This is a genomic window from Pseudomonas sp. BJa5 (assembly GCF_030272875.2).
Classification (GTDB): Bacteria; Pseudomonadota; Gammaproteobacteria; order Pseudomonadales; family Pseudomonadaceae; genus Aquipseudomonas.
This window is the reverse complement of record NZ_JALRNG020000062.1, coordinates 1-19,271: the sequence shown is the minus strand read 5'-3', so window position 1 is coordinate 19,271 and position 19,271 is coordinate 1. Positions and strand designations below refer to the sequence as shown.

The window sequence follows — 19,271 nt, the reverse complement described above, 5'->3', positions numbered from 1 at the left end:
GGGGGGCTCCCCGCCCCCGCTGGGGGGGGGGCCCCCCCCCCCCCCGCGACGAGGCCCTCAGTTACGCCACATCCACCAAGACAATCTCACTGTCCTCAACCGCGGTCACCCGCAGCACCTGCTCATCCTCGATCGCCACCCCGTCCCGGGCTTCGGCGCGCAGGCCGTTGACCTCGACCAGGCCCTTGGCCGGCACCAGGTAACCGCGACGACCGGCTTCAAAGCGGTATTCAGCGCTTTCTCCAGCCCGCAAGGTCGCGGCCACCAGCCGCGCATCGGCACGGATCTGCAAGCTGCCTTCATCCCCCTCGCGGCCACTGGCCAGGGTCACGAAACCTTCGCCACGCTCACCCTTGGGAAACGGCCGGGTACCCCAGGACGGCGCCTGGCCAACCCGCTCGGGCACGATCCAGATCTGGAAGATCCGCGTGTCGACCTTCTCCAGGTTGTACTCGCTGTGGGTGATACCGGTGCCCGCGCTCATCACCTGGACATCGCCAGCCTCGGTGCGCCCCTTGTTGCCCAGGTTGTCCTGGTGGCTGATGGCGCCTTCACGTACATAGGTGATGATTTCCATGTCGCGGTGCGGGTGCGGCGGGAAGCCACTGCCGGCGGCGATCAGGTCGTCGTTCCAGACCCGCAGGTTGCCCCAATGCATCCGTTGCGGGTCATAGTACTCGGCAAAAGAAAAGTGATGATGGGCGTCGAGCCAGCCATGGTTGGCATGGCCAAGGCTCTTGAAAGGGCGCAGTTGCAGCATGATGGGCTCTCCTGGTGAATCGTTGGGATGGAAAGATCATCGCTGAGTTCATGATCGAAAATAAGCGTAAATTTCGGCTGATTCTTATCGATTAATTGAATGTTTATAGCTAGGGTGTTTTCTACGCTTCATCGTCTAATCCACTGATCTTCAAGCAATCAGCTGGTGATTTTTGTCCGATGGAGCGAACATGAGCGCTGGTTTATCTGTGTTGGAGTCGGTGTGTCTGAAGAGCGTCCCAAGCAACCCCCGGAGTTGACTCCGCCTGCGCAACTGCCTTGGGTAAGGCGCCTGGCGGCACGCCTGCTCGGTCGCGGCCTGAGCCGCTTGCAGGCACAGCACCGCGACTCCTGGTTCCAGGGCCATGCCAGCGGCCAGCGTACCGGCCACGCCGACGGCCTGCGCGAAGGCTACGAAGAAGGGCGGGTGGACGGCTATGAAGCCGGGCGCCAGGTCCTGGTGATCCGCGACATGCGTCCGGACGGCCACGGCGTACCCGGTCGCGATGACGCGCTGTTCGATGACTGGCGACTGCCGCTGAGCGCCGAGCTGAAGAAGCGCTTCAAGGCCGATGTCGCCCAGCGCCTGGCGGCCCATGCCCAGCCGAGTGCGGCGCAGTGGAAGATGATCTTCAGCGACACCCCCTCGACCTGCGTGATCGCCGGCGCCGGTGCCGGCAAGTCCACCTCGCTGGTGCTGCGGATCCTGCTGCTGCGCCACTACCTGGGCTATGAGCTGGATGCCATGACCGTGGTGACCTTCACCCGCGAGTCGCGCAAGGACTTCATTGCCCGCCTGGTGCAGGTGTTCAGCCTCTGGCAGCTTGAACTGACGCCGATACAGGCCCGCGAACTGGTGCGCACCTTCCATTCGCGCATCCTGCCGCTGGTGCGCAGCCTGCCGGGCTTCAGCCAGGTGCGTGCGTTCGAGACCCTGGGCAGCGAAATGCCGGGCGGCAGCGAGGCCAATGCCGAGAGCAACCCGTTCGACCTGCGCCTCAACGACGCGCAGCGCCAGCAACTGAACCTGTGCTACCGCGACCTGCTCAAGAGCAGCCCGCGCTTTGCCGAGCTGATCGCCGGCCTGCGCCGCGAGGCCCTGCAACTCAAGGCCCTGGACCGCGACCACCCGGACGTGCAGAAGCGCGTGGCGGTGACCCAGCTCTCGGCCAGCCGCGACGAAGAGCTCTGCGACACCCTTGAAGACCTCTGGTTTGGCGCCGGCGCCTGGCCGATCAAGGGCATCGAACCGAGTCGCGAGACAGTGGAGATCAACGGCAGCCGTTTCCATTTCCACGGCCATATCAAAGCGCTGGACGCCTGGGTGGTGCTGGGCTTCGATCCGGGTGAAAACCAGCAGTACAAGCGCCCCGGGGCCAAGCTGCCGGTCTGGGCCGAGTGGGTGATCAAACGCACCCTGTTTCAAGCTTTCTGCGATAAGCCTGTGATCTGGCTGGAAAATTATGCAGCAGCCAAGCGCCTGACAAGCGCCTTGGCGGGTGATGCGGTCGCAGGTCCCGGCTTTGAGTACAAGGTCAAGGGCGAGTTGGCGACCGTGCCGCTGCTGGATGCCTTTGTCGGTGCGGCGGGCTTTATCGAGAACCTGGGGCTGGAAGTGAACAAGGCCGTGAGCGCCATGAGCTTCCCCAGCGGCGACACCGATGCGCTGTTCTTCGAGGCCCTGGGCCTGTACTGGAAAGCTCTGGAAGCCCACCTGATGGCCCAGTCGCCGCCGATCATGAGCTACAACCGCATGTTCGCCCTGTTCGGCGAGAACAACCCGGAAAACCTGCGCCTGCTACCCGATCCGTTGCTGCGGCCGCTGGCGCACCTGATGATCGACGAGTTCCAGGACGTCTCGCCGCAGATCGTCTCCTGGTTGCGCGCCTGCCTGCGCGAGATCCGCCGGCGCGGTCCGGCCTTGCATGTAGGGCGCACGGCACAGCACTCCTCACTGTTGTGCGTGGGCGATGACTGGCAGTCGATCTACGGCTGGCGCGGCAGTTCGCCCAAATATTTCATGGAGTTCGCCAAGGAGTTCTCGGCGCCGGCCAACACCCGGGTCATGCTGGCCGACAACTACCGCAGCCATCAGCACATCATCGACGCGGCCGAGCATATCGTGAAGCCTGCACCGGCAATCAGCGGCAAGAAAGCCAGGGCCTGTGGACCGGCGGCCGAGGAGCCGGTGCCGGTGAAAGTGTTCGAACGGGATGAAGTGGCACTGGCCCAGACCCTGATGGAGCATTACCGTCAGGGTGAGTCCGTGATGATGTTGTTTCGAAAAAGTAGCGATAAGGCATTGATATCAGAGCATATTCAGCCTCTGATCAATCACGAGGCAGGGCTGCCGCCCGGCCAGCGACGCTTCCGCCAGCTGACCTACCACAGCGCCAAGGGCTTGCAAGCCGATGCGGTGTTCATGCTTGGCGATTGCCAGCACTTGACCAGCTCGCCCTACAAGAACCAGGTCTACCGCCAGGCCGGCCTGGGCCAGGCCGGTGATGCCCAGGCGTTCGACACGGCGCAGAAGGATGAGGTCCTGCGCCTGGCCTATGTGGCGATCACCCGGGCGGTGAAGCACTGTTACTGGTATGTCGAGACGCCATCCGCTGAATCGGTCAGTCAGCCCCGCGCCTCCAGCCAGGTGGATGGGCGCAAGGCATTCTTCGAGGATGGGCGGGCGTAGGAGCGGCGGTGCGCCGACTCGACTTGCCCGACGATCGACTGCCCACTCGGTTCACGCCTTCAGCGCCGCCTCCGGCGCCACCGCCGGCACCGGCCTGCCAAGGGCCTGCTCGACCCGTTGCGCCACGGCCGGGTCGTCGGCGAACGGCAGCAGGCTGACCTGCTCGTCCACATCACGGCTGTGCCCGCGCAGGCAGGCGCTGGTGACCAGGTAGAAGAACAGCACGCCGGTCAGGCAATACAGTGCATACAGCCACTCGTCCATCGGCCTGCTCCTTACGCCATGCTGGCATTGGCAAGTGCCAGCTTCTCGTCGGCCACCCGCACCGTGCGCCAGGTGTTGTAGGCCATCAGCAGCATGCCGCTGAGGAAAAACACGCCGCCAGTGAAGCGCACGATAAAGCCCGGATGGCTGGCCACCAGGGCCTCGACGAAGGAGTAGGTCAGGGTACCGTCATCGTTGGTGGCGCGCCACATCAGGCCCTGGGTGATGCCGTTGACCCACATCGAGGCGATGTACAGCACGGTGCCGATGGTGGCCAGCCAGAAGTGCAGGTTGATCAGGCCGATGCTGTGCATCCGCTCGCGGCCGAAGATCTTCGGAATCATATGGTACAACGCGCCGAAGGTGATCATCGCCACCCAGCCCAGGGCGCCGGCGTGTACGTGGCCGATGGTCCAGTCGGTGTAGTGCGACAGGGCGTTGACGGTCTTGATCGCCATCATCGGACCTTCGAAGGTCGACATGCCGTAGAACGCCAGGGACAGCACCAGAAAGCGCAGGATCGGGTCGGTGCGCAGCTTATGCCAGGCGCCCGAGAGGGTCATCATGCCGTTGATCATGCCGCCCCAGCTCGGTGCCAGGAGGATCAGCGACATGGCCATGCCCAGCGACTGCGCCCAGTCCGGCAGGGCGGTGTAGTGCAGGTGGTGGGGGCCGGCCCAGATGTACAGGGTGATCAGCGCCCAGAAGTGCACGATCGACAGGCGATAGGAGTACACCGGGCGACCGACTTGCTTGGGCACGAAGTAATACATCATGCCCAGAAAGCCCGTGGTGAGGAAGAAACCCACGGCGTTATGACCATACCACCACTGGACCATGGCGTCGGTGGCGCCGGAGTAGACCGGGTAGGACTTGAACCAGCTGACCGGAATCGACAGGTGGTTGACCACATGCAACATGGCGATCACCACGATGAAGGCGCCGAAGAACCAGTTGCCGACATAGATATGCTTGGCCTTGCGGCGCATCAGCGTGGCGAAGAACACGATGCCGTAGACCACCCAGACAATGGCCATCCACACCGCGCCGGTGAATTCGATCTCGGCGTATTCCTTGGTGGTGGTCAGGCCCAGGGGCAGGCTGACCAGCATGATCACGATGGTCGCCTGCCAGCCCCAGAAGGTGAAGGCGGCCAGCTTGTCGCTGAACAGGCGCACCTGGCAGGTGCGCTGCACCGCGTAGTAGCTGGCGGCGAACTGCGCGCTGCCGGCAAAGCCGAAGATCACCAGGCTGGTGTGCAGGGGCCGCAGGCGACCGAAGCTGGTCCAGGGCAGGTCGAGGTTGAGGTCCGGCCAGACCAGTTGCGAGGCGATCCACACGCCCATGGCCATACCGACGATGCCCCAGACCACGGTCATGATGGTGAATTGTCGGACCACCTTGTAGTTATAGGCCTGCGCCTGTTGATGTGAGCTCATCGCTAGTTCCCCAGTTCCTTATAAGGCTTGTCTTGCCGAAGGGGGCAAGATGCAGGCGCAGACTGTAGGAAGCTGTCGCCAGGCAAAACAGACTCAGAATCCAGGAAGAACTGCGGATCAGATAAACACCCCATATTCACGGCGCATTACCTGCACTGATACGGACAAAGTGCGGCAAATTAACGCTGTTCTGTAGGGGGATTCGTTCAATGCTGTGTCCTTGTGACGCAGCGCGTTGCCCATGGAATTACCTTGACATCACCGCCAGGCCGGTCGCAAAATTTCGACAAACTTTGCGCGCAAAGTTTTTGATTCGATCCTCGGATCGTGTCAGTGATGCGCAACGCCAGATTGACGCCAATCCGCCATAGCGCTTGTGCGACGGTGCTTACACGCCAGGACCGAGCCAGCTGCCTGGGCGGCACACTATAAGAACGATGGGAGCAACAGAATGAAGCTTTCCAAGGAACTCGTCCTCCAGGCCAAAGCGACGTTCGGGACACCGACCTACCTCTACGATGAAACCGTGTTGCGCAGCAGTTTCAGCGAATTGCGCAACGCATTACCGGACTGCGTGGACATCTTCTATGCGCTGAAGGTCAACCCCAACCTGTCCCTGGTCAAACTGATCCGTTCTTACGGCGGCAACACCGAAGTCTGTTCGCTGGGCGAACTGGAGATTGCCCTCAAGGCCGGCGTGGCGCCCCAGGACATCATCTTCCTGGGCCCCTACAAGAAGCCCGAGGAACACCGCCGGGCCCTGGAAGTGGGGGTGTTCGCCATCGTCGTCGAATCCGAGAGCGAGCTGCGCAAGTTGTCGGCCCTGGCTGGGGAGCTGGGCTGTGATGCACCGGTGGCCATCCGTATCAATCCGAATTTCTCGGCCGCAGGTTCGCCCTGGAAGATGGGCGGGCGGCCGACCCACTTCGGTATCCAGGAAGATACCGCGGTGGCCAACTTCGCCGAGTACCTGGCGCTGCCCAACATCCGTATCAAGGGCATCCACGTCTATAACGGCACCAAGATCCTCGATGCGCGGTCGGTGTACGACAACGCCGCCTACATCCTTGAGCTGTTTCGCAGCCTGTCCCGCCGTCATCAGCTGGACATGCGCATGGTCGATGTCGGCGGTGGCCTGGGCATCAAGTACTACGAGAACGAACAAGAACTCGACACCGTCGAGCTCAAACAGTTGCTGGCGCCCTTGTTCAACGCCTTCCACCAGGAATTCCCGCGTACCCGGATCATCCTCGAGTCGGGGCGTTTCATCGCCGGCAAGTGCGGGGCCTTGCTGGTGACGGTGGACAACATCAAGGAAAACCACGGCAAAACCTTCGCCGTCACCGATGGCGGTACCAACTGTCATGGCGCGGCGGCGGGTAGCGGCCAGGTGCTCAAGCGCAACTTCCGTATCGTCAAGGCCAGTGGCACCTGTGGCGCGCCGCTATGCGAATACCATGTCTCCGGACCGCTGTGCAGCCCCGACGACCTGCTCGGGCGCGACGTGCAACTGGAAACCCTGCACGAAGGCGACCTGCTTGCCGTTACCGCTTCCGGCGCCTACGGCCCGACGGCGTCACCGACCCTGTTCCACAGCCATGGTCATCCGGCCGAGGTGCTGGTGAGCAACGGCCAGTTGTTCCTGGTTCGTGCGCGGCAGAGCGCCGTGGAGATCCGCGACAGCCATGTCGACGTGCCGCTGCAGGCGATGCTCGCGGCGCCCGCGGCCAGCCAGCCATCGGCCACGGCCCAGGCGGCGACCCAGCGCCAGCTCATCGACATCTTGCGCGTGGTATTGAAGTTGCCGGAAAGCACGGTGGTCCATGCCGACTCCCATTTGCGTGACGACCTGGGCCTGGATTCGCTGACCTCCATGGAGCTGTTGATCAGCCTGGAGGACGAGATCGAAGGCTTCTTCGTCAACCCGGACACCATCGTCCCGCGGCATTTCAATACCGTGGCGACCCTGGCCGGCTATATCGATGCTCACCGCCAGATCAACGGCGTGCAGCGTTCCCTGGAGGTTGTCGAGGTGCAGCATGAAAGCGTCTGAGGTGCTGTTGCAGGATGTGCTGGAGACTCGCAGCGGCCTGCATCCGGACAAACCGGCAATTATCTATGCCGATGAAACCTACACGTACGCGCAACTGGACGAAGCCAGTGCGCGCCTGGCAGCGGGGCTGCAAGTCAACGGCCTGCAGCGCCAGGAGCGCGTGGTGGTGTGCCTGGGCAACCGGGTGGAGACGGTCTGCGCCTTCTGGGGCATCCTCAAGGCCGGTGGCGTGGTGGTCAATGTCGGCCTGGAAACCCCGGCGGAGACCCTCGACTACATCGTCCGCGATGCCGAGGCGTCGGTGCTGATCACCACCACCGACAAGGTCGCCAGCCTGCCCACCAGCATTGCAGACCTGGCCCACCTCAGGCTGATCGTGCTGCTCGACGGTGCCCCGGGCTCGACCGTGGCCCAGACCTTCGAGAGCCTGCTGGGGCAGGGCGCCGGGGTGCCGCTGCCAAGCGGCAACCTGGACCTGGACCTGGCGGCGATTATCTATACCTCAGGCTCCACCGGCATGCCCAAGGGCGTGATGCTGACCCATCGCAACATGCTGGCGGCGCTGCAGTCGCTGCACACTTACCTGGGTTACAACGAGACCGACAACGTCCTCTGCTCTCTGCCATTGTCATTCGACTACGGCCTGTACCAGATGATCATGTCGATCAATGCCGGGGCCACCCTGGTGCTGGAGAAGGAGTTCACCTGGCCGATCTTCCTGATCAAGAAGATCCGCCAGTACCAGGTCACGGTGATTCCGTTCGTGCCGACCATGCTGAGCCTGCTGTACGAGTATGCGTGCAAGCGCGAGTCGGTGTTCGCCGATGTGCGCATGGTCACCAATACCGGCGCCGCCCTCAAGCCGTCGCATATCGCCCAGATGAAAGCGCTATTTCCCCAGGCGCTGATTTTCTCGATGTACGGCCTGACCGAATGCAAGCGCTGCACCTACCTGCCGCCGGAAGACATCGACGACAAGCCGGGCAGTGTCGGCATCGCCATACCCAATACCGAGCTGTGGCTGGTGGACGACCAGGACCGGCGCATCGATCAGCCGCACCAGGTCGGCCAGCTGGTGATCCGTGGCGCCACGGTCATGGCCGGTTACTGGCGTAACCCGGCGGCTACCGCGCTCAAGCTCAAGCCCGGGCGCTACCCGGGCGAGAACGTGCTTTACACCGGCGATTATTGCAGCCTGGATGAAGACGGCTACCTGTATTTCCGCGGACGCATGGACCACATGATCAAGTCGCGGGGCATGAAGGTCAGCCCCAGCGAGGTGGAGCACTTCTTCTATACGATCGAGGGCATCGAGGCTGCGGTGGTGGTCGGTGTCGAGCAGGCGGCGGTCGGCGAGGGCTTGTGTGCCTTCGTGACCCTGGCCCAGGGCATCAGCATCAGCGCCGAGTATCTGCTCGAGCGCTGCCGGCAGGGCCTGGAAGCGCACAAGGTGCCGTTGTCGATCAATATCGAGGGCGCGTTGCCACGCACGGCCAATGGCAAGTTCGACCTGCAACTGTTGCAGCACATGGCACGCAGTGCACAACTGGAGATCGCTGGATGATTTCCCGGGAGGACCAGGCATGAGTGCGATCAACGCCGGGCGCGATCAGTCGCTGGATGTCAACGGCAATCACTTTGCCTTGCGCACCTTTGGCAACGAGGGTGGTTATCCGGTGCTCGCGCTGCATGGCTGGCTGGATAACGCGGCGTCCTTCGAACGCATCGCGCCGTTGCTGCGCAGCTGCTTCGTGGTGGCACCGGACCTGGCCGGGCATGGGCGCTCCGAGCACCGTCGGGCCGACAGCGGCTACTACCTGTGGGAACACGCCGACGACATGAATGCCCTGGTCGAGTGCCTGGGCTGGAAGCGTTTTTCGGTGCTGGGGCACTCCATGGGCACTGGCGTGGCGTCGATTCTGGCAGCCATGAACCGCACCATCGACAGCATGGTGTTCATCGATGGCATGGGCGCACCCTTCACCGTCGCCGAAGGCGGCACCGTCGAGCACTTGCGCAAGTCCCAGCGCCTGTTGCGCCTGGCCTTGCGCACCCGCCTGCACGGTTTCAGCGGCCCCGAGCAGGCCCAGTTCAGCAGCCTGGAAGCCGCCATCGACGAACGACGCAACAGCATCGATGGCAGCCTCTGTGCCGAAGGCGCCCGGTTGCTGGCCATGCGCGACCTGATCAACCTGGGCCAGGGCTATCGCTGGCGCCACGACCCGCGTCTGGTGCTGCCCGAGCCGCTGCAACTGACCGAGCGCCAGGCCTGTGAGTTTCTCTCCCAGATCACCTGCCCGTTGCACCTGATGCTCGGGCGCCAGGGCCTGTTCGCCGGCGGCGCATTCGACAAACGCAAAAGCGCCTTGCCGCCCGATACCCGGGTGTCCTGGCATGACGGTGGTCATCACTTTCACCTGGACACGCCGCAGCCGGGGTTGATCGAGCAGATCAACAGCGCGCTGGGGCAGGGTGAGGCCGGGCCGCGACAACGACTAGTCAATGAGTAATGGAGTACACGCGTGAAAGAGTTCTGGATTGCACCTTCGATTCTGGCTGCCGACTTCGCCCGGCTGGGTGAGGAGGCCGAGCAGGTACTGGCTGCTGGTGCCGATGTCATCCATATCGATGTGATGGACAACCACTACGTTCCCAACCTGACCATGGGCCCGCAGTTCTGCAAGGCCTTGCGCAGTCACGGCATCACCGCGCCGATCGACGTGCACCTGATGGTGACGCCGGTGGACAGCATGATCCAGGCGTTCGCCGAGGCGGGTGCCGACTATATCTCCATCCACCCGGAGGCCACCCTGCACCTGGACCGCTCGGTGCAACTGATCAAGGACCTGGGTTGCAAGGCGGGCCTGGTGTTCAACCCGGCCAGTACCCTGGACGCCGCCCGTTACCTGCTGGACAAGCTCGACCTGATCCTGCTGATGTCAGTGAACCCGGGCTTTGGCGGCCAGCGCTTCATCCCTTCGGTGTTGCCCAAGATCGCCGCAGCGCGCAAGCTGATCGATGACTGTGGGCGCGACATCCGCCTGGAAGTTGACGGTGGGGTCAATCTTGAAACCATCGGTCAAGTCGCCGCAGCGGGTGCCGATATGTTCGTCGCCGGCACGGCGATATTCGCCCAGCACGACTATCGCGCCACCGTCTCGGCCCTGCGCCGCGAGATTGCCGATGCGGTATCGCGCCGCCACTGACGTGCGGACATTCCAACCCATCTCGTCCATCCAGCATGAGTGATGTCCTTGCACACTAAATCCTTCATCAAGGCCCTGCTGCGTCAGCCGGTGGTCCGCACGCCGGTCTGGCTGATGGGCCAGGCCGGTCGCCACCTGCCGGAGTACCGGGCCCTGCGCGCCCGGGCGGGCAGCCTGTTGTCGCTGTACAAGACACCGGCGTATGCCAGCGAAGCCACCGTGCAGCCGGTACAACGGTTCAACCTGGATGCGGCGGTCGTCGCCCACGACATGCTCATGCTTGCCGATGCCATGGGCCTGGGCCTGTATTTCGTCGCCGGCGAAGGGCCGCGGTTGCGTCACCCGTTGCGCGATGAAACGGCGATCAAGCGCCTGCGGGTACCTGAGCCCCAGGCCCTGGAATACCTCTGCCAGGCGGTGGCGCAGTCGCGCCACGCGCTGGCCGGCCGGGCCGCGCTGATCGGTGTGGCCGGCAGCCCCTGGAGCCTGGCTTGCTACATGGTCGAAGGCGGGCCGCCGGGGGATTTCCAGCTGATCAAGAAAATGCTCTACCGGCGACCGGAGTTGCTCCATCGCCTGCTGCAGACCACCAGCCGGGCAGTGGCTGCCTCACTCAACGCTCAGATAGAATCCGGTGCCCAGGTGGTGATGCTGCTCGATCCCTTTGCCGGTGCCCTGGCCGATGGTGTCTACCAGCGTTTCTCCCTGTTCTATGTGCGTGAAGTGCTGGCCCGCCTGCACAAGACCCACCAGGGCCTGCGGGTCCCGGTGATCCTCCATGCCCAGGGTGCCAGCCAGTGGCTCGGCAGCATGGCCGACAGCGGCGTCGATTGCCTGGGGCTCGATCCGCGCTGCGACCTGGGCCTGGCCCGGCAGCTGGTGGGCAACAGCGTGGCCTTGCAGGGCAATCTCGACCCGGCTGCGCTGCTGGGCGATGAGGCCTGCATCCGTCGCGAAGTGCAGCGCACCCTGCAGGCCTTCGGCCCACCCTCGGCGGGTTTTGGCCATGTGTTCAATCTGGGCAGGGACCTGCACCCGGCGACCACGCCAGAGGCCCTGGCCGTTGTGGTGGACGCAGTGCGTGCGTTCAGTCACGTCAAGGGAGGTGTCTATGCTTGACCCGACGTTCGACTTCGACAAGATGCTCTGCTTCTCGCTGTATTCGACAGCCAATGCCATGGTCCGCGATTACGCCGAGCCGCTGCGCCAGCGCGGGGTTACCTACCCGCAACTGCTGGTGATGGCCGGCTTGTGGGGCAAGGACGATGTCTCGATCAGCACCCTGAGTGAACTGACCCTGTTCGACCTCGGCACCCTGACACCTATCGTCAAGCGCCTGGCCGACAATGGCTTCATCACCGTCTACCTGGACCCGGCCGACCGCCGCCGGCGCAACCTGTTGCTGACCGACAAGGGTCGCGAGCTCAAGGCGGAGGCGGCCCAGGTGTTCAACAACATGGCCTGCAAGATCGACCTGGCCGTGGGTGTGGTGCTGCTGGTGTTTATTGTGTGCCACCGTATTCGCTCGCGCCTGCGTGGACGCCAGGGGGGGGAAAGCCCGCTCCTGTGGGAGCGGGCTTGCCCCGCGATAAGACCCGTATCAACGCTCGAGAAACTCGGGACTGTTGAAATTGCTCAGGCGCCGATCATCCTCGGCATAGTCCAGCGCCCGCACCGAATAACGGTGCAGCACCCGCTGCAAACCCCGCTCACCCTGTTGCCAGGCCTGCTCGAGGTCACCCCGCAGCGCGCAGGGAATCAGGCTGAACATCGGTTGCCAGTAACCCGCCTGGCGCGCCATGGCCGGCTGGTTCTGATCATTGGCCTGCCGCATCAGATCGAGCACCAGCGCCCGGTCGATCAGCGGCGCATCGCAGGCCAGCACCAGCAACCAGGGATGCCGGGCCACCGCAAGGCCGGCCAGCACCCCCGCCAGCGGGCCGGGGAAATCCGCCTCGGCATCGTTCACCAACTGGTCGGCATAGGGCCGGTACTGGTCCTGGTTACGGTTGCAGGAGATGATCAGGTCGTCGGTCAAGGGCCGTACCACGGCCTGCACATGGGCAATCAGCGGCTTGCCCTGCCAGGGTATGAGGCCCTTGTCCTGGCCGCCCATGCGCTGGCCGCGACCGCCGGCCAGCAGGAGGATGGAGCAGGGGGGAGGGGTGGCGGTCATGGGACGGCTCCTGGCAATGTCAGCCGTTCACCTTCCCATGCACGCCGCGTGCTGTCCAGATCAGCGTTGTTCCAGCGCCGGTTGGTCCTGCTGGGCCCGGGCCCGGCGCTTGCCGGTCAGGCGCATGACCACCACGAAGAACACCGGCACGAACACCACCGCCAGGGTGGCGCTCAGCATGCCGCCGATCACCCCGGTGCCGATCGCCTGCTGGCTGGCCGAGCTTGCGCCGCTGGCGATGGCCAGGGGCACCACGCCGAGGATGAAGGCCAGCGAGGTCATGACGATCGGCCGCAGGCGCAAGCGCGCCGCCTGCACCGTAGCCTCGACCAGGTCATGGCCTTCATCGACCAGGTGCTTGGCGAACTCGATGATCAGGATCGCGTTCTTCGCCGACAGGCCGATCAGGGTGATCAGGCCGACCTTGAAGAACACATCGTTGGGCATGCCGCGCAGGCTCACGGCAACCACCGCGCCGAGCACGCCCAGCGGCACCACCAGCAGCACCGAGGTCGGGATCGACCAGCTTTCGTACAGCGCCGCCAGGCACAGGAACACCACCAGCAGCGACAGGGCCATGAGCATCGGCGCCTGGCTGCCGGACAGGCGCTCCTGCAGCGACAGGCCGGTCCATTCCAGGCCCATGCCCAGCGGCAGTTGGTTCACCAGACGCTGGATTTCCTCCATGGCCTGGCCCGAGCTGTAGCCCGGTGCCGGCTCGCCGGAGATGGCCACCGCCGGATAACCGTTGTAGCGGGTCAGCTGCACCGGGCCGGTGATCCACCTGGCCTGGACGAAGGCCGACAGCGGGACCATCTTGCCGCTGCTGTTGCGCACATGGATCCTGAGCAGGTCGTCGACCTGGCTGCGCTGGTCGCCTTCGGCCTGCACCACCACGCGCTGCATGCGGCCCTGGTTGGGGAAGTCGTTGACGTAGTTGGAGCCCACCGCGGTGTTGAGCACGTTGCCGATATCGGCAAAGGACACGCCCAGGGCGTTGGCCTGCTTGCGGTCGACTTCCAGTTGCACCTGCGGGCTTTCGGCCAGGGCGCTTTCACGCACGTTGACCAGCACCGGGCTCTTTTCAGCATTGGCCAGCAACTGGTCACGGGCCGCCATCAACGCCGCGTGCCCCAGGCCGCCGCGATCCTGCAGGCGGAACTCGAAGCCGCTGGAGGTGCCCAGGCCGTCCACCGGCGGTGGCAGCACCGAATAGGCAATGGCGTCCTTGAGCTGGCTGAAGGCGGCATTGGCGCGGTCGGCAATGGCTTGCGCGCTGTCGTCGGCGCCGCGCTCGGACCAGTCCTTGAGCGTGGTGAAGGCCAGCGCGGCATTCTGGCCGTCGCCGGAGAAACTGAAGCCGAGTACCAGGGTGCTGTTGCCCACCCCCGGTTCCGTGGCGTTGTGCGCCTCGATCTGCGCCGCCACCTGTTCGGTGCGGGCGCGGCTGGCCCCCGGCGGCAGCTGGATATCGGTGATGGTGTAGCCCTGGTCTTCGGTGGGCAGGAACGAGGAGGGCAACTGGCTGAAGCCATACACCAGCCCCGCCACCAGCACCAGGTAGACCAGCAGGTAGCGCCCGGTGCGCTTGAGGGCCTGGATGACCCAGCGCTGGTAGCCGTTGGTCAGGGCCTCGAAGCGCCGGTTGAACCAGCCGAAGAAACCGCCCTTGGCATGATGCGCGCCCTTGGCAATCGGCTTGAGCAGGGTGGCGCACAGCGCCGGGGTCAGGCTCAGGGCGAGGAAGGCCGAGAACAGGATCGACACCGCCATCGACAGCGAGAACTGCTGGTAGATCACCCCCACCGAGCCCTTCATGAAGGCCATGGGCAGGAACACCGCCACCAGCACCAGGGTGATGCCGACGATGGCGCCACTGATCTGGCCCATGGCCTTTTTCGTCGCCTCCCGCGGCGACAGGCCTTCTTCGCTCATGATCCGCTCGACGTTCTCCACCACCACGATGGCGTCGTCCACCAGGATGCCGATGGCCAGGACCATGCCGAACAGGGTCAGCACGTTGACCGAAAAGCCCAGCGCCAGCATCACCGCAAAGGTGCCCATCAGCGCCACCGGCACCACCAGGGTGGGGATCAGGGTATAGCGGATGTTCTGCAGGAACAGGAACATCACCGCGAACACCAGGGCCATGGCTTCGAGCAGGGTGGTGATCACCTGCTGGATCGAGACCTTGACGAAGGGTGAGGTGTCGTAGGGGATATCGAACTTGGCGCCCGGCGGCAGGTAGCGCGACAGCTCGTCGAGCTTGGCGCGGACCAGGGTCGCGGTTTCCATGGCGTTGGCCCCCGGCGACAGCTTGACGCTGAAGGCGCTGGTGGGCTTGCCGTTCAGACGGGTGCCGTAGAGGTACTCCTGGCTGCCGATCTCGACCCGGGCGACATCGCCGATGATCACCCGCGAGCCGTCGGGGTTGGCGCGCAGGACGATATCGGAAAACTCCTGCACGGTGCTCAACTGGCCCTTGATGATTACGTTGGCGGTGATCTCCTGGGTGCCGGTACCGGGCAAATCGCCGATGCTGCCTGGGGCGACCTGGGCGTTCTGGGCGGCAATCGCTTCGTTGACGTCGTCGGGGGTGAGGTTGAAGCCGATCAGCTTGCGCGGGTCGATCCAGATCCGCATGGCCCGCTCGGCGCCATACAGCTGGGCCTTGCCGACACCCTTGAGGCGGCGGATCTCGTTCATCACGTTGCGCGCCAGGAAGTCGCTCAAGGTCACTTCATCGAGGCTGCCGTTTTCGGCGGTGAGGGTCACCATCAGCAGAAAGCCGGTGGAGACCTTTTCCACCTGCAGGCCCTGCTGGGTGACCGGCCGTGGCAGGCGCGACTCCACCACTTTCAGGCGGTTCTGCACATCGACCTGGGCCAGGTCGGGGTTGGTGCCCGGCTCGAAGGTGGCGGTGATCAGGGCGCTGCCCAGGCTGCTCTGGGAACTGAAGTAGAGCAGGTTGTCGGCGCCGTTGAGTTCCTCTTCGATCAGGCTGACCACGCTTTCGTCGATGGTCTGCGCCGAGGCACCGGGGTACACGGCGTAGATTTCCACCTGCGGCGGCGCCACATCGGGGTACTGGGCCACCGGCAGTTGCGGCACCGCCAGGGCGCCGGCCAGCAGGATGAACAAGGCGACCACCCAGGCGAACACCGGGCGGTCAATGAAAAACTGCGGCATGAATCAGGCCCTCACTGGCCGGTGGTCTGAACGATGGAAGGGGCGTCCTTGCCCGCGTTGTCGACCTGTACCTGGTCGCCCGGGCTGACGTGCTGCACGCCTTCGACCACTATCCGGTCGCCCGGGGCCAGGCCCTGGCTGACGATCCAGCGGTCGTCCTGCACGCCGCCGAGCACCACCGGGCGCTCCTCGATGCGTTGCTGGGCATCGACCAGCAGCACCCGCGGCTGGCCTGCGCTGTCACGCAGGATGGCCCGTTGCGGCACACTGATGCCTTGCTGCTTGATCGCCTGCTCCAGGCGCACACGGATGAAGCTGCCCGGCAGCAGGTCGAGGTCCGGGTTGGGGAACTCGCTGCGCAGGGTGATCTGCCCGGTGCTCGGGTCGACGCTGATGTCGGAGAACAGCAGCTTGCCCGGCAGCGGGTAGACGGTGCCGTCATCCTGGATCAGGGTGGCGCTGGCCTGGTCCTGGCCGACCTGTTGCAGTTCACCGGCACGCAAGGCACGGCGCAGGGCGTTGAGCTCGCGGGTGGACTGGGTGACGTCGGCGTGGATCGGGTCCAGTTGCTGGATGGTCGCCAGCGGCGTGCTTTCGTTCTGGCCGACCAGCGCGCCTTCGGTGACCAGGGCTCGGCCGATGCGCCCGGAAATCGGCGCCGTCACCGTGGCGTAGCCCAGGTTCAGGCGCGCCCGTTCCAGGGCGGCCTTGGCCTCGGCCACGGCGGCGTCGGCCTGCAGGGCGGCGGCGCGGGCGTTGTCGTGGTCCTGGCGGCTGACGGCATTGATGGCGATCAGCTCGCGGTAGCGCTGGTCCTGCAGGCGCGTCTGGTACTGGTTGGCCTCGGCCTTGGCCAGCACCGCGCGGGCGCTGTCGTAGTCGGCCTGGAACGGTGCCGGGTCGATGCGGAACAACACATCGCCCTGCTTGACGTCGCTGCCTTCGCGGTACACCCGCTTGAGCACCACGCCGGCCACCCGGGCGCGTACTTCGGCCGTGCGCGGGGCGAGGATGCGACCGTTGAGTTCGCTGCTGATGGCCAGCGGCTGGACGCGCACGGTCTCGATGCGCACGGTGCTGGGCGGGGCTTTTTCTTCGACCGATGGGCCGTCATCGCACGCGCTCAGGGACAGGGAGACGACGAGCAGCGCCGAAAGGGCGCGCAGACGAGCGGGGCTTGTACTGAACATGCGGATCTTCCATAAATGATCCGGCAATGCTAAGGCAGGAGGCTTGCGGGCAACTGTTAAGCTATGTAGCTCGAATGTGAAAAAGTGTGAAGGCTTGCGCTGGCGGCGCACAAGGTTCTATATCCTTGCCTGACTTTCCCAGCCTGTCAAACTACCCATGCCGAACATCCTCCTGGTCGAAGACGACTGCGCCCTGTCCGAACTGATCGCCAGCTACCTGCAGCGCAACGACTTTTGCGTCAACGTGATCGCCCGCGGCGACCACGTGCTGGCCGAAGCCCGGCGCAGCAAACCGGACCTGGTGATCCTCGACCTGATGCTGCCCGGGCTCGACGGCCTGCAGGTCTGTCGCCTGTTGCGGGCCGAGTCACAGGCCCTGCCGATCCTCATGCTCACCGCCCGCGACGACAGCCACGACCAGGTCCTGGGCCTGGAGATGGGCGCCGACGACTACGTCACCAAACCCTGCGAGCCGCGGGTGTTGCTGGCCCGGGTACGCACCTTGCTGCGCCGCAGCAGCATCAACGAGCCGCGCCTGGAGACCGACCTGATCGTGGTCGGCGGCCTGCGCATCGATCTCGCCGAGCGCAACGTGTTCTGGCGCGAGCAACAGGTGGAACTGTCCAGCGGCGAGTACAACCTGCTGGTGGTGCTGGCGCGCAATGCCGGCGAAGTGCTCAGCCGCGACCGCATCCTGCAGCAACTGCGCGGCATCGAATTCAACGGCACCGACCGTTCGGTGGACGTGGCCATTTCCAAGCTGCGACGCAAGTTCGACGACAACGCCGGCGAAGCGCGCAAGATCAAGACCGTGTGGGGCAAGGGCTACCTGTTCAGCCGCCTGGAATGGGAGTTCTGAGGCCACCATGCTGAAGATCCTCGTTCGCCTGTACCTGGTGACCATCGCCGCCTACGCAGGCGCCTTGCTGCTGATTCCCGACGGCATCGTCGGCGCCTTCCACGAGCGTTTCATCGCCTACAACCTGGACCAGGCCAAAGGCGTGCAGAAGCTGATCGTCGAGCGCTTCCAGCAGGTGCCGGCGGCGCAGTGGCCCGAGGTCGAGCGGCAACTGGCGGCGGACTTCGCGCCACTGGAGATCGAGCTGCGGCGCCAGGACCAGATCGGCCTGTCCTATGCCGATCGTGCGCGCCTGAACGCCGGGGAGAATGTCGTCACCCTGGGCGACTGGGGCTACTACAAGGCCGCCCTGGCGCCGCTGGATGGCACCTGGGCGGTGGAGCTGCGCAACCCGCCGGACCCGCTGGACATCAACCTGCTGTCCTGGGGCGTCACGGTACTGATCGGCGCTGCCTTGCTCGGCTGCCTGCTGCTCTGGGTCTGGCCGCACTGGCGCGACCTGGAACGGCTCAAGGAAACCGCCCGGCGCCTGGGCCAGGGGCAGCTGTCGGAACGTACCCATATCCCGGCGCGCTCGAACATCGGTGAACTGGCGCAGGTGTTCGACACCATGGCCCAGGACGTCGAACGCCTGCTGACCCAGCAACGCGAACTGCTCAATGCGGTGTCCCATGAACTGCGCACACCGCTGACGCGCCTGGACTTCGGCCTGGTGCTGCTGTTCGACGAGGTGCCGCCGGGCTGTCGCAAGCGCTTGCTGGAACTGGTCGGGCATGTGCGCGAACTGGACGAGCTGGTGCTCGAACTGCTGTCCTACAGCCGCCTGCAGAATGCCGACCAGGCCCGGGAACGGGTCGAGGTGTCGTTGCTGGAGCTGGTCGACAGCATCCTTGGCAGCTTTGCCGAAGAGCTCGACAGCCGCGGCATCGAATGGCAGGTACGCGCCGACGACAGCCTGCCGCGCTTCATCCTCGACCCGCGCCTGACGGCCCGGGCGGTACAGAACCTGGTACGCAATGCCATGCGCTATTGCGACCGGCAACTGCTGCTGCGCCTGAAGCTGGATGCCGAGGGGCATTGCCTGGTCACTGTCGAGGACGACGGCATCGGCATTCCCCATGACCAGCGCGAGCTGATCTTCCAGCCGTTCTACCGCCTGGACCGCAGTCGCGATCGTGCTACCGGCGGCTTCGGTCTGGGGCTGGCGATCAGCCGGCGGGCGATCGAGAGCCAGGGTGGAACCCTGACTGTCAGCCAGTCGGCGCTGGGCGGGGCGCAGTTCAGGATTCGCCTGCCGCGCGGGTGAGAGTCCAATACAGTGGAACCAGGCTTACTGTGGGAGCGGGGGGGGGGCCCCCAGGGGGGGGGGGGGGGCCCCCCCCAAACCAGGGGGGCGCCCCCCCCCCCCGGGCGCGGCGGGCCCCCGGGGGGGGAGCGCGCCCACACC

At 64.8% G+C, this 19,271-nt stretch carries 14 protein-coding genes and 1 pseudogene; 9 read left to right on the top strand and 6 right to left on the bottom strand.

The window, feature by feature from the left end:
* Positions 1 to 61 precede the first annotated feature (61 nt).
* A complete protein-coding gene (locus M2D63_RS24595; protein WP_285865692.1) occupies positions 62 to 760 on the bottom strand; it encodes a pirin family protein in 699 nt (232 codons plus the stop codon).
* A 222-nt stretch (positions 761 to 982) separates the two neighbouring features.
* On the opposite strand from M2D63_RS24595, the gene M2D63_RS24590 reads away from it, so the two are divergent.
* Positions 983 to 3,448, top strand: a complete 2,466-nt coding sequence (locus M2D63_RS24590; RefSeq protein ID WP_285865690.1) for a UvrD-helicase domain-containing protein — start codon at positions 983 to 985, stop codon at positions 3,446 to 3,448.
* Between the two features lie 51 nt (positions 3,449 to 3,499).
* Here the strand turns inward: M2D63_RS24590 and M2D63_RS24585 are convergent, their stop codons facing one another.
* Both M2D63_RS24585 and ccoN read right to left on the bottom strand, forming a co-directional pair.
* Complete coding sequence (locus M2D63_RS24585) at positions 3,500 to 3,712, bottom strand: cbb3-type cytochrome c oxidase subunit 3 (RefSeq protein WP_285865688.1); 213 nt, start codon at positions 3,710 to 3,712, stop codon at positions 3,500 to 3,502.
* Between the two features lie 11 nt (positions 3,713 to 3,723).
* On the bottom strand, positions 3,724 to 5,151 hold the full coding sequence (ccoN, locus tag M2D63_RS24580; protein ID WP_285865686.1) for a cytochrome-c oxidase, cbb3-type subunit I: 1,428 nt from the start codon (positions 5,149 to 5,151) through the stop codon (positions 3,724 to 3,726).
* Positions 5,152 to 5,602: 451 nt separating this feature from the next.
* Here ccoN and M2D63_RS24575 point away from each other — a divergent pair, with 451 nt between their 5' ends.
* The 6 genes and pseudogenes from M2D63_RS24575 to M2D63_RS24550 form a co-directional block, all read left to right on the top strand.
* Positions 5,603 to 7,204 (top strand): phosphopantetheine-binding protein, encoded by a 1,602-nt coding sequence (locus M2D63_RS24575; RefSeq protein ID WP_285865684.1) that lies wholly within the window; start codon positions 5,603 to 5,605, stop codon positions 7,202 to 7,204.
* The gene (locus M2D63_RS24570) at positions 7,191 to 8,768 is read left to right on the top strand and encodes a class I adenylate-forming enzyme family protein (protein ID WP_285865682.1); all 1,578 of its coding nucleotides are present in this window, start codon (positions 7,191 to 7,193) and stop codon (positions 8,766 to 8,768) included. Before M2D63_RS24575 ends, M2D63_RS24570 begins: the two co-directional genes overlap by 14 nt.
* Positions 8,769 to 8,787: 19 nt before the next feature.
* Positions 8,788 to 9,714 (top strand): alpha/beta fold hydrolase, encoded by a 927-nt coding sequence (locus M2D63_RS24565; RefSeq protein WP_285865680.1) that lies wholly within the window; start codon positions 8,788 to 8,790, stop codon positions 9,712 to 9,714.
* Between the two features lie 12 nt (positions 9,715 to 9,726).
* A complete protein-coding gene (gene rpe, locus M2D63_RS24560) occupies positions 9,727 to 10,410 on the top strand; it encodes a ribulose-phosphate 3-epimerase (RefSeq protein WP_285865678.1) in 684 nt (227 codons plus the stop codon).
* 42 nt (positions 10,411 to 10,452) lie between these two features.
* A complete protein-coding gene (gene hemE / locus M2D63_RS24555; protein WP_405310884.1) occupies positions 10,453 to 11,529 on the top strand; it encodes a uroporphyrinogen decarboxylase in 1,077 nt (358 codons plus the stop codon).
* Positions 11,417 to 11,737 (top strand): annotated as a pseudogene (locus M2D63_RS24550) (MarR family winged helix-turn-helix transcriptional regulator); the annotation flags it as partial. The gene hemE and the pseudogene M2D63_RS24550, both read left to right, overlap by 113 nt.
* Positions 11,738 to 12,010: 273 nt before the next feature.
* On the opposite strand, the gene mobA reads toward M2D63_RS24550, so the two are convergent.
* Genes mobA through M2D63_RS24535 form a run of 3 tightly spaced genes read right to left on the bottom strand, consistent with a single transcriptional unit; the run spans position 12,011 to position 16,965 of the window.
* Positions 12,011 to 12,586 carry a molybdenum cofactor guanylyltransferase MobA gene (mobA, locus tag M2D63_RS24545; RefSeq protein ID WP_285865675.1) on the bottom strand — a complete coding sequence of 192 codons (576 nt, stop codon included), beginning with the start codon at positions 12,584 to 12,586 and terminating at the stop codon, positions 12,011 to 12,013.
* 60 nt (positions 12,587 to 12,646) lie between these two features.
* Positions 12,647 to 15,775: an efflux RND transporter permease subunit gene (locus M2D63_RS24540; RefSeq protein ID WP_285865674.1), complete on the bottom strand. Its 3,129-nt coding sequence runs from the start codon at positions 15,773 to 15,775 to the stop codon at positions 12,647 to 12,649.
* Between the two features lie 11 nt (positions 15,776 to 15,786).
* On the bottom strand, positions 15,787 to 16,965 hold the full coding sequence (locus M2D63_RS24535; RefSeq protein ID WP_285865672.1) for an efflux RND transporter periplasmic adaptor subunit: 1,179 nt from the start codon (positions 16,963 to 16,965) through the stop codon (positions 15,787 to 15,789).
* A gap of 157 nt (positions 16,966 to 17,122) precedes the next feature.
* On the opposite strand from M2D63_RS24535, the gene M2D63_RS24530 reads away from it, so the two are divergent.
* Together M2D63_RS24530 and M2D63_RS24525 are read left to right on the top strand one after the other, a co-directional pair.
* Positions 17,123 to 17,824 carry a response regulator transcription factor gene (locus M2D63_RS24530; protein WP_285865671.1) on the top strand — a complete coding sequence of 234 codons (702 nt, stop codon included), beginning with the start codon at positions 17,123 to 17,125 and terminating at the stop codon, positions 17,822 to 17,824.
* Between the two features lie 7 nt (positions 17,825 to 17,831).
* Positions 17,832 to 19,130 (top strand): ATP-binding protein, encoded by a 1,299-nt coding sequence (locus M2D63_RS24525; RefSeq protein ID WP_285865669.1) that lies wholly within the window; start codon positions 17,832 to 17,834, stop codon positions 19,128 to 19,130.
* The last annotated feature ends 141 nt before the right edge of the window (positions 19,131 to 19,271 follow it).

Bases quoted from the DNA above. Each gene is read 5' to 3' on its own strand.
- M2D63_RS24570 (WP_285865682.1), top strand. From the start codon at position 7,191: ATGAAAGCGTCTGAGGTGCTGTTGCAGGATGTGCTGGAGACTCGCAGC.
- M2D63_RS24530 (WP_285865671.1), top strand. From the start codon at position 17,123: ATGCCGAACATCCTCCTGGTCGAAGACGACTGCGCCCTGTCCGAACTG.
- ccoN (WP_285865686.1), bottom strand. From the start codon at position 5,151: ATGAGCTCACATCAACAGGCGCAGGCCTATAACTACAAGGTGGTCCGA.
- M2D63_RS24585 (WP_285865688.1), bottom strand. From the start codon at position 3,712: ATGGACGAGTGGCTGTATGCACTGTATTGCCTGACCGGCGTGCTGTTC.
- M2D63_RS24535 (WP_285865672.1), bottom strand. From the start codon at position 16,965: ATGTTCAGTACAAGCCCCGCTCGTCTGCGCGCCCTTTCGGCGCTGCTC.
- M2D63_RS24540 (WP_285865674.1), bottom strand. From the start codon at position 15,775: ATGCCGCAGTTTTTCATTGACCGCCCGGTGTTCGCCTGGGTGGTCGCC.
- M2D63_RS24575 (WP_285865684.1), top strand. From the start codon at position 5,603: ATGAAGCTTTCCAAGGAACTCGTCCTCCAGGCCAAAGCGACGTTCGGG.
- M2D63_RS24565 (WP_285865680.1), top strand. From the start codon at position 8,788: ATGAGTGCGATCAACGCCGGGCGCGATCAGTCGCTGGATGTCAACGGC.
- mobA (WP_285865675.1), bottom strand. From the start codon at position 12,586: ATGACCGCCACCCCTCCCCCCTGCTCCATCCTCCTGCTGGCCGGCGGT.
- M2D63_RS24595 (WP_285865692.1), bottom strand. From the start codon at position 760: ATGCTGCAACTGCGCCCTTTCAAGAGCCTTGGCCATGCCAACCATGGC.
- M2D63_RS24525 (WP_285865669.1), top strand. From the start codon at position 17,832: ATGCTGAAGATCCTCGTTCGCCTGTACCTGGTGACCATCGCCGCCTAC.
- hemE (WP_405310884.1), top strand. From the start codon at position 10,453: ATGTCCTTGCACACTAAATCCTTCATCAAGGCCCTGCTGCGTCAGCCG.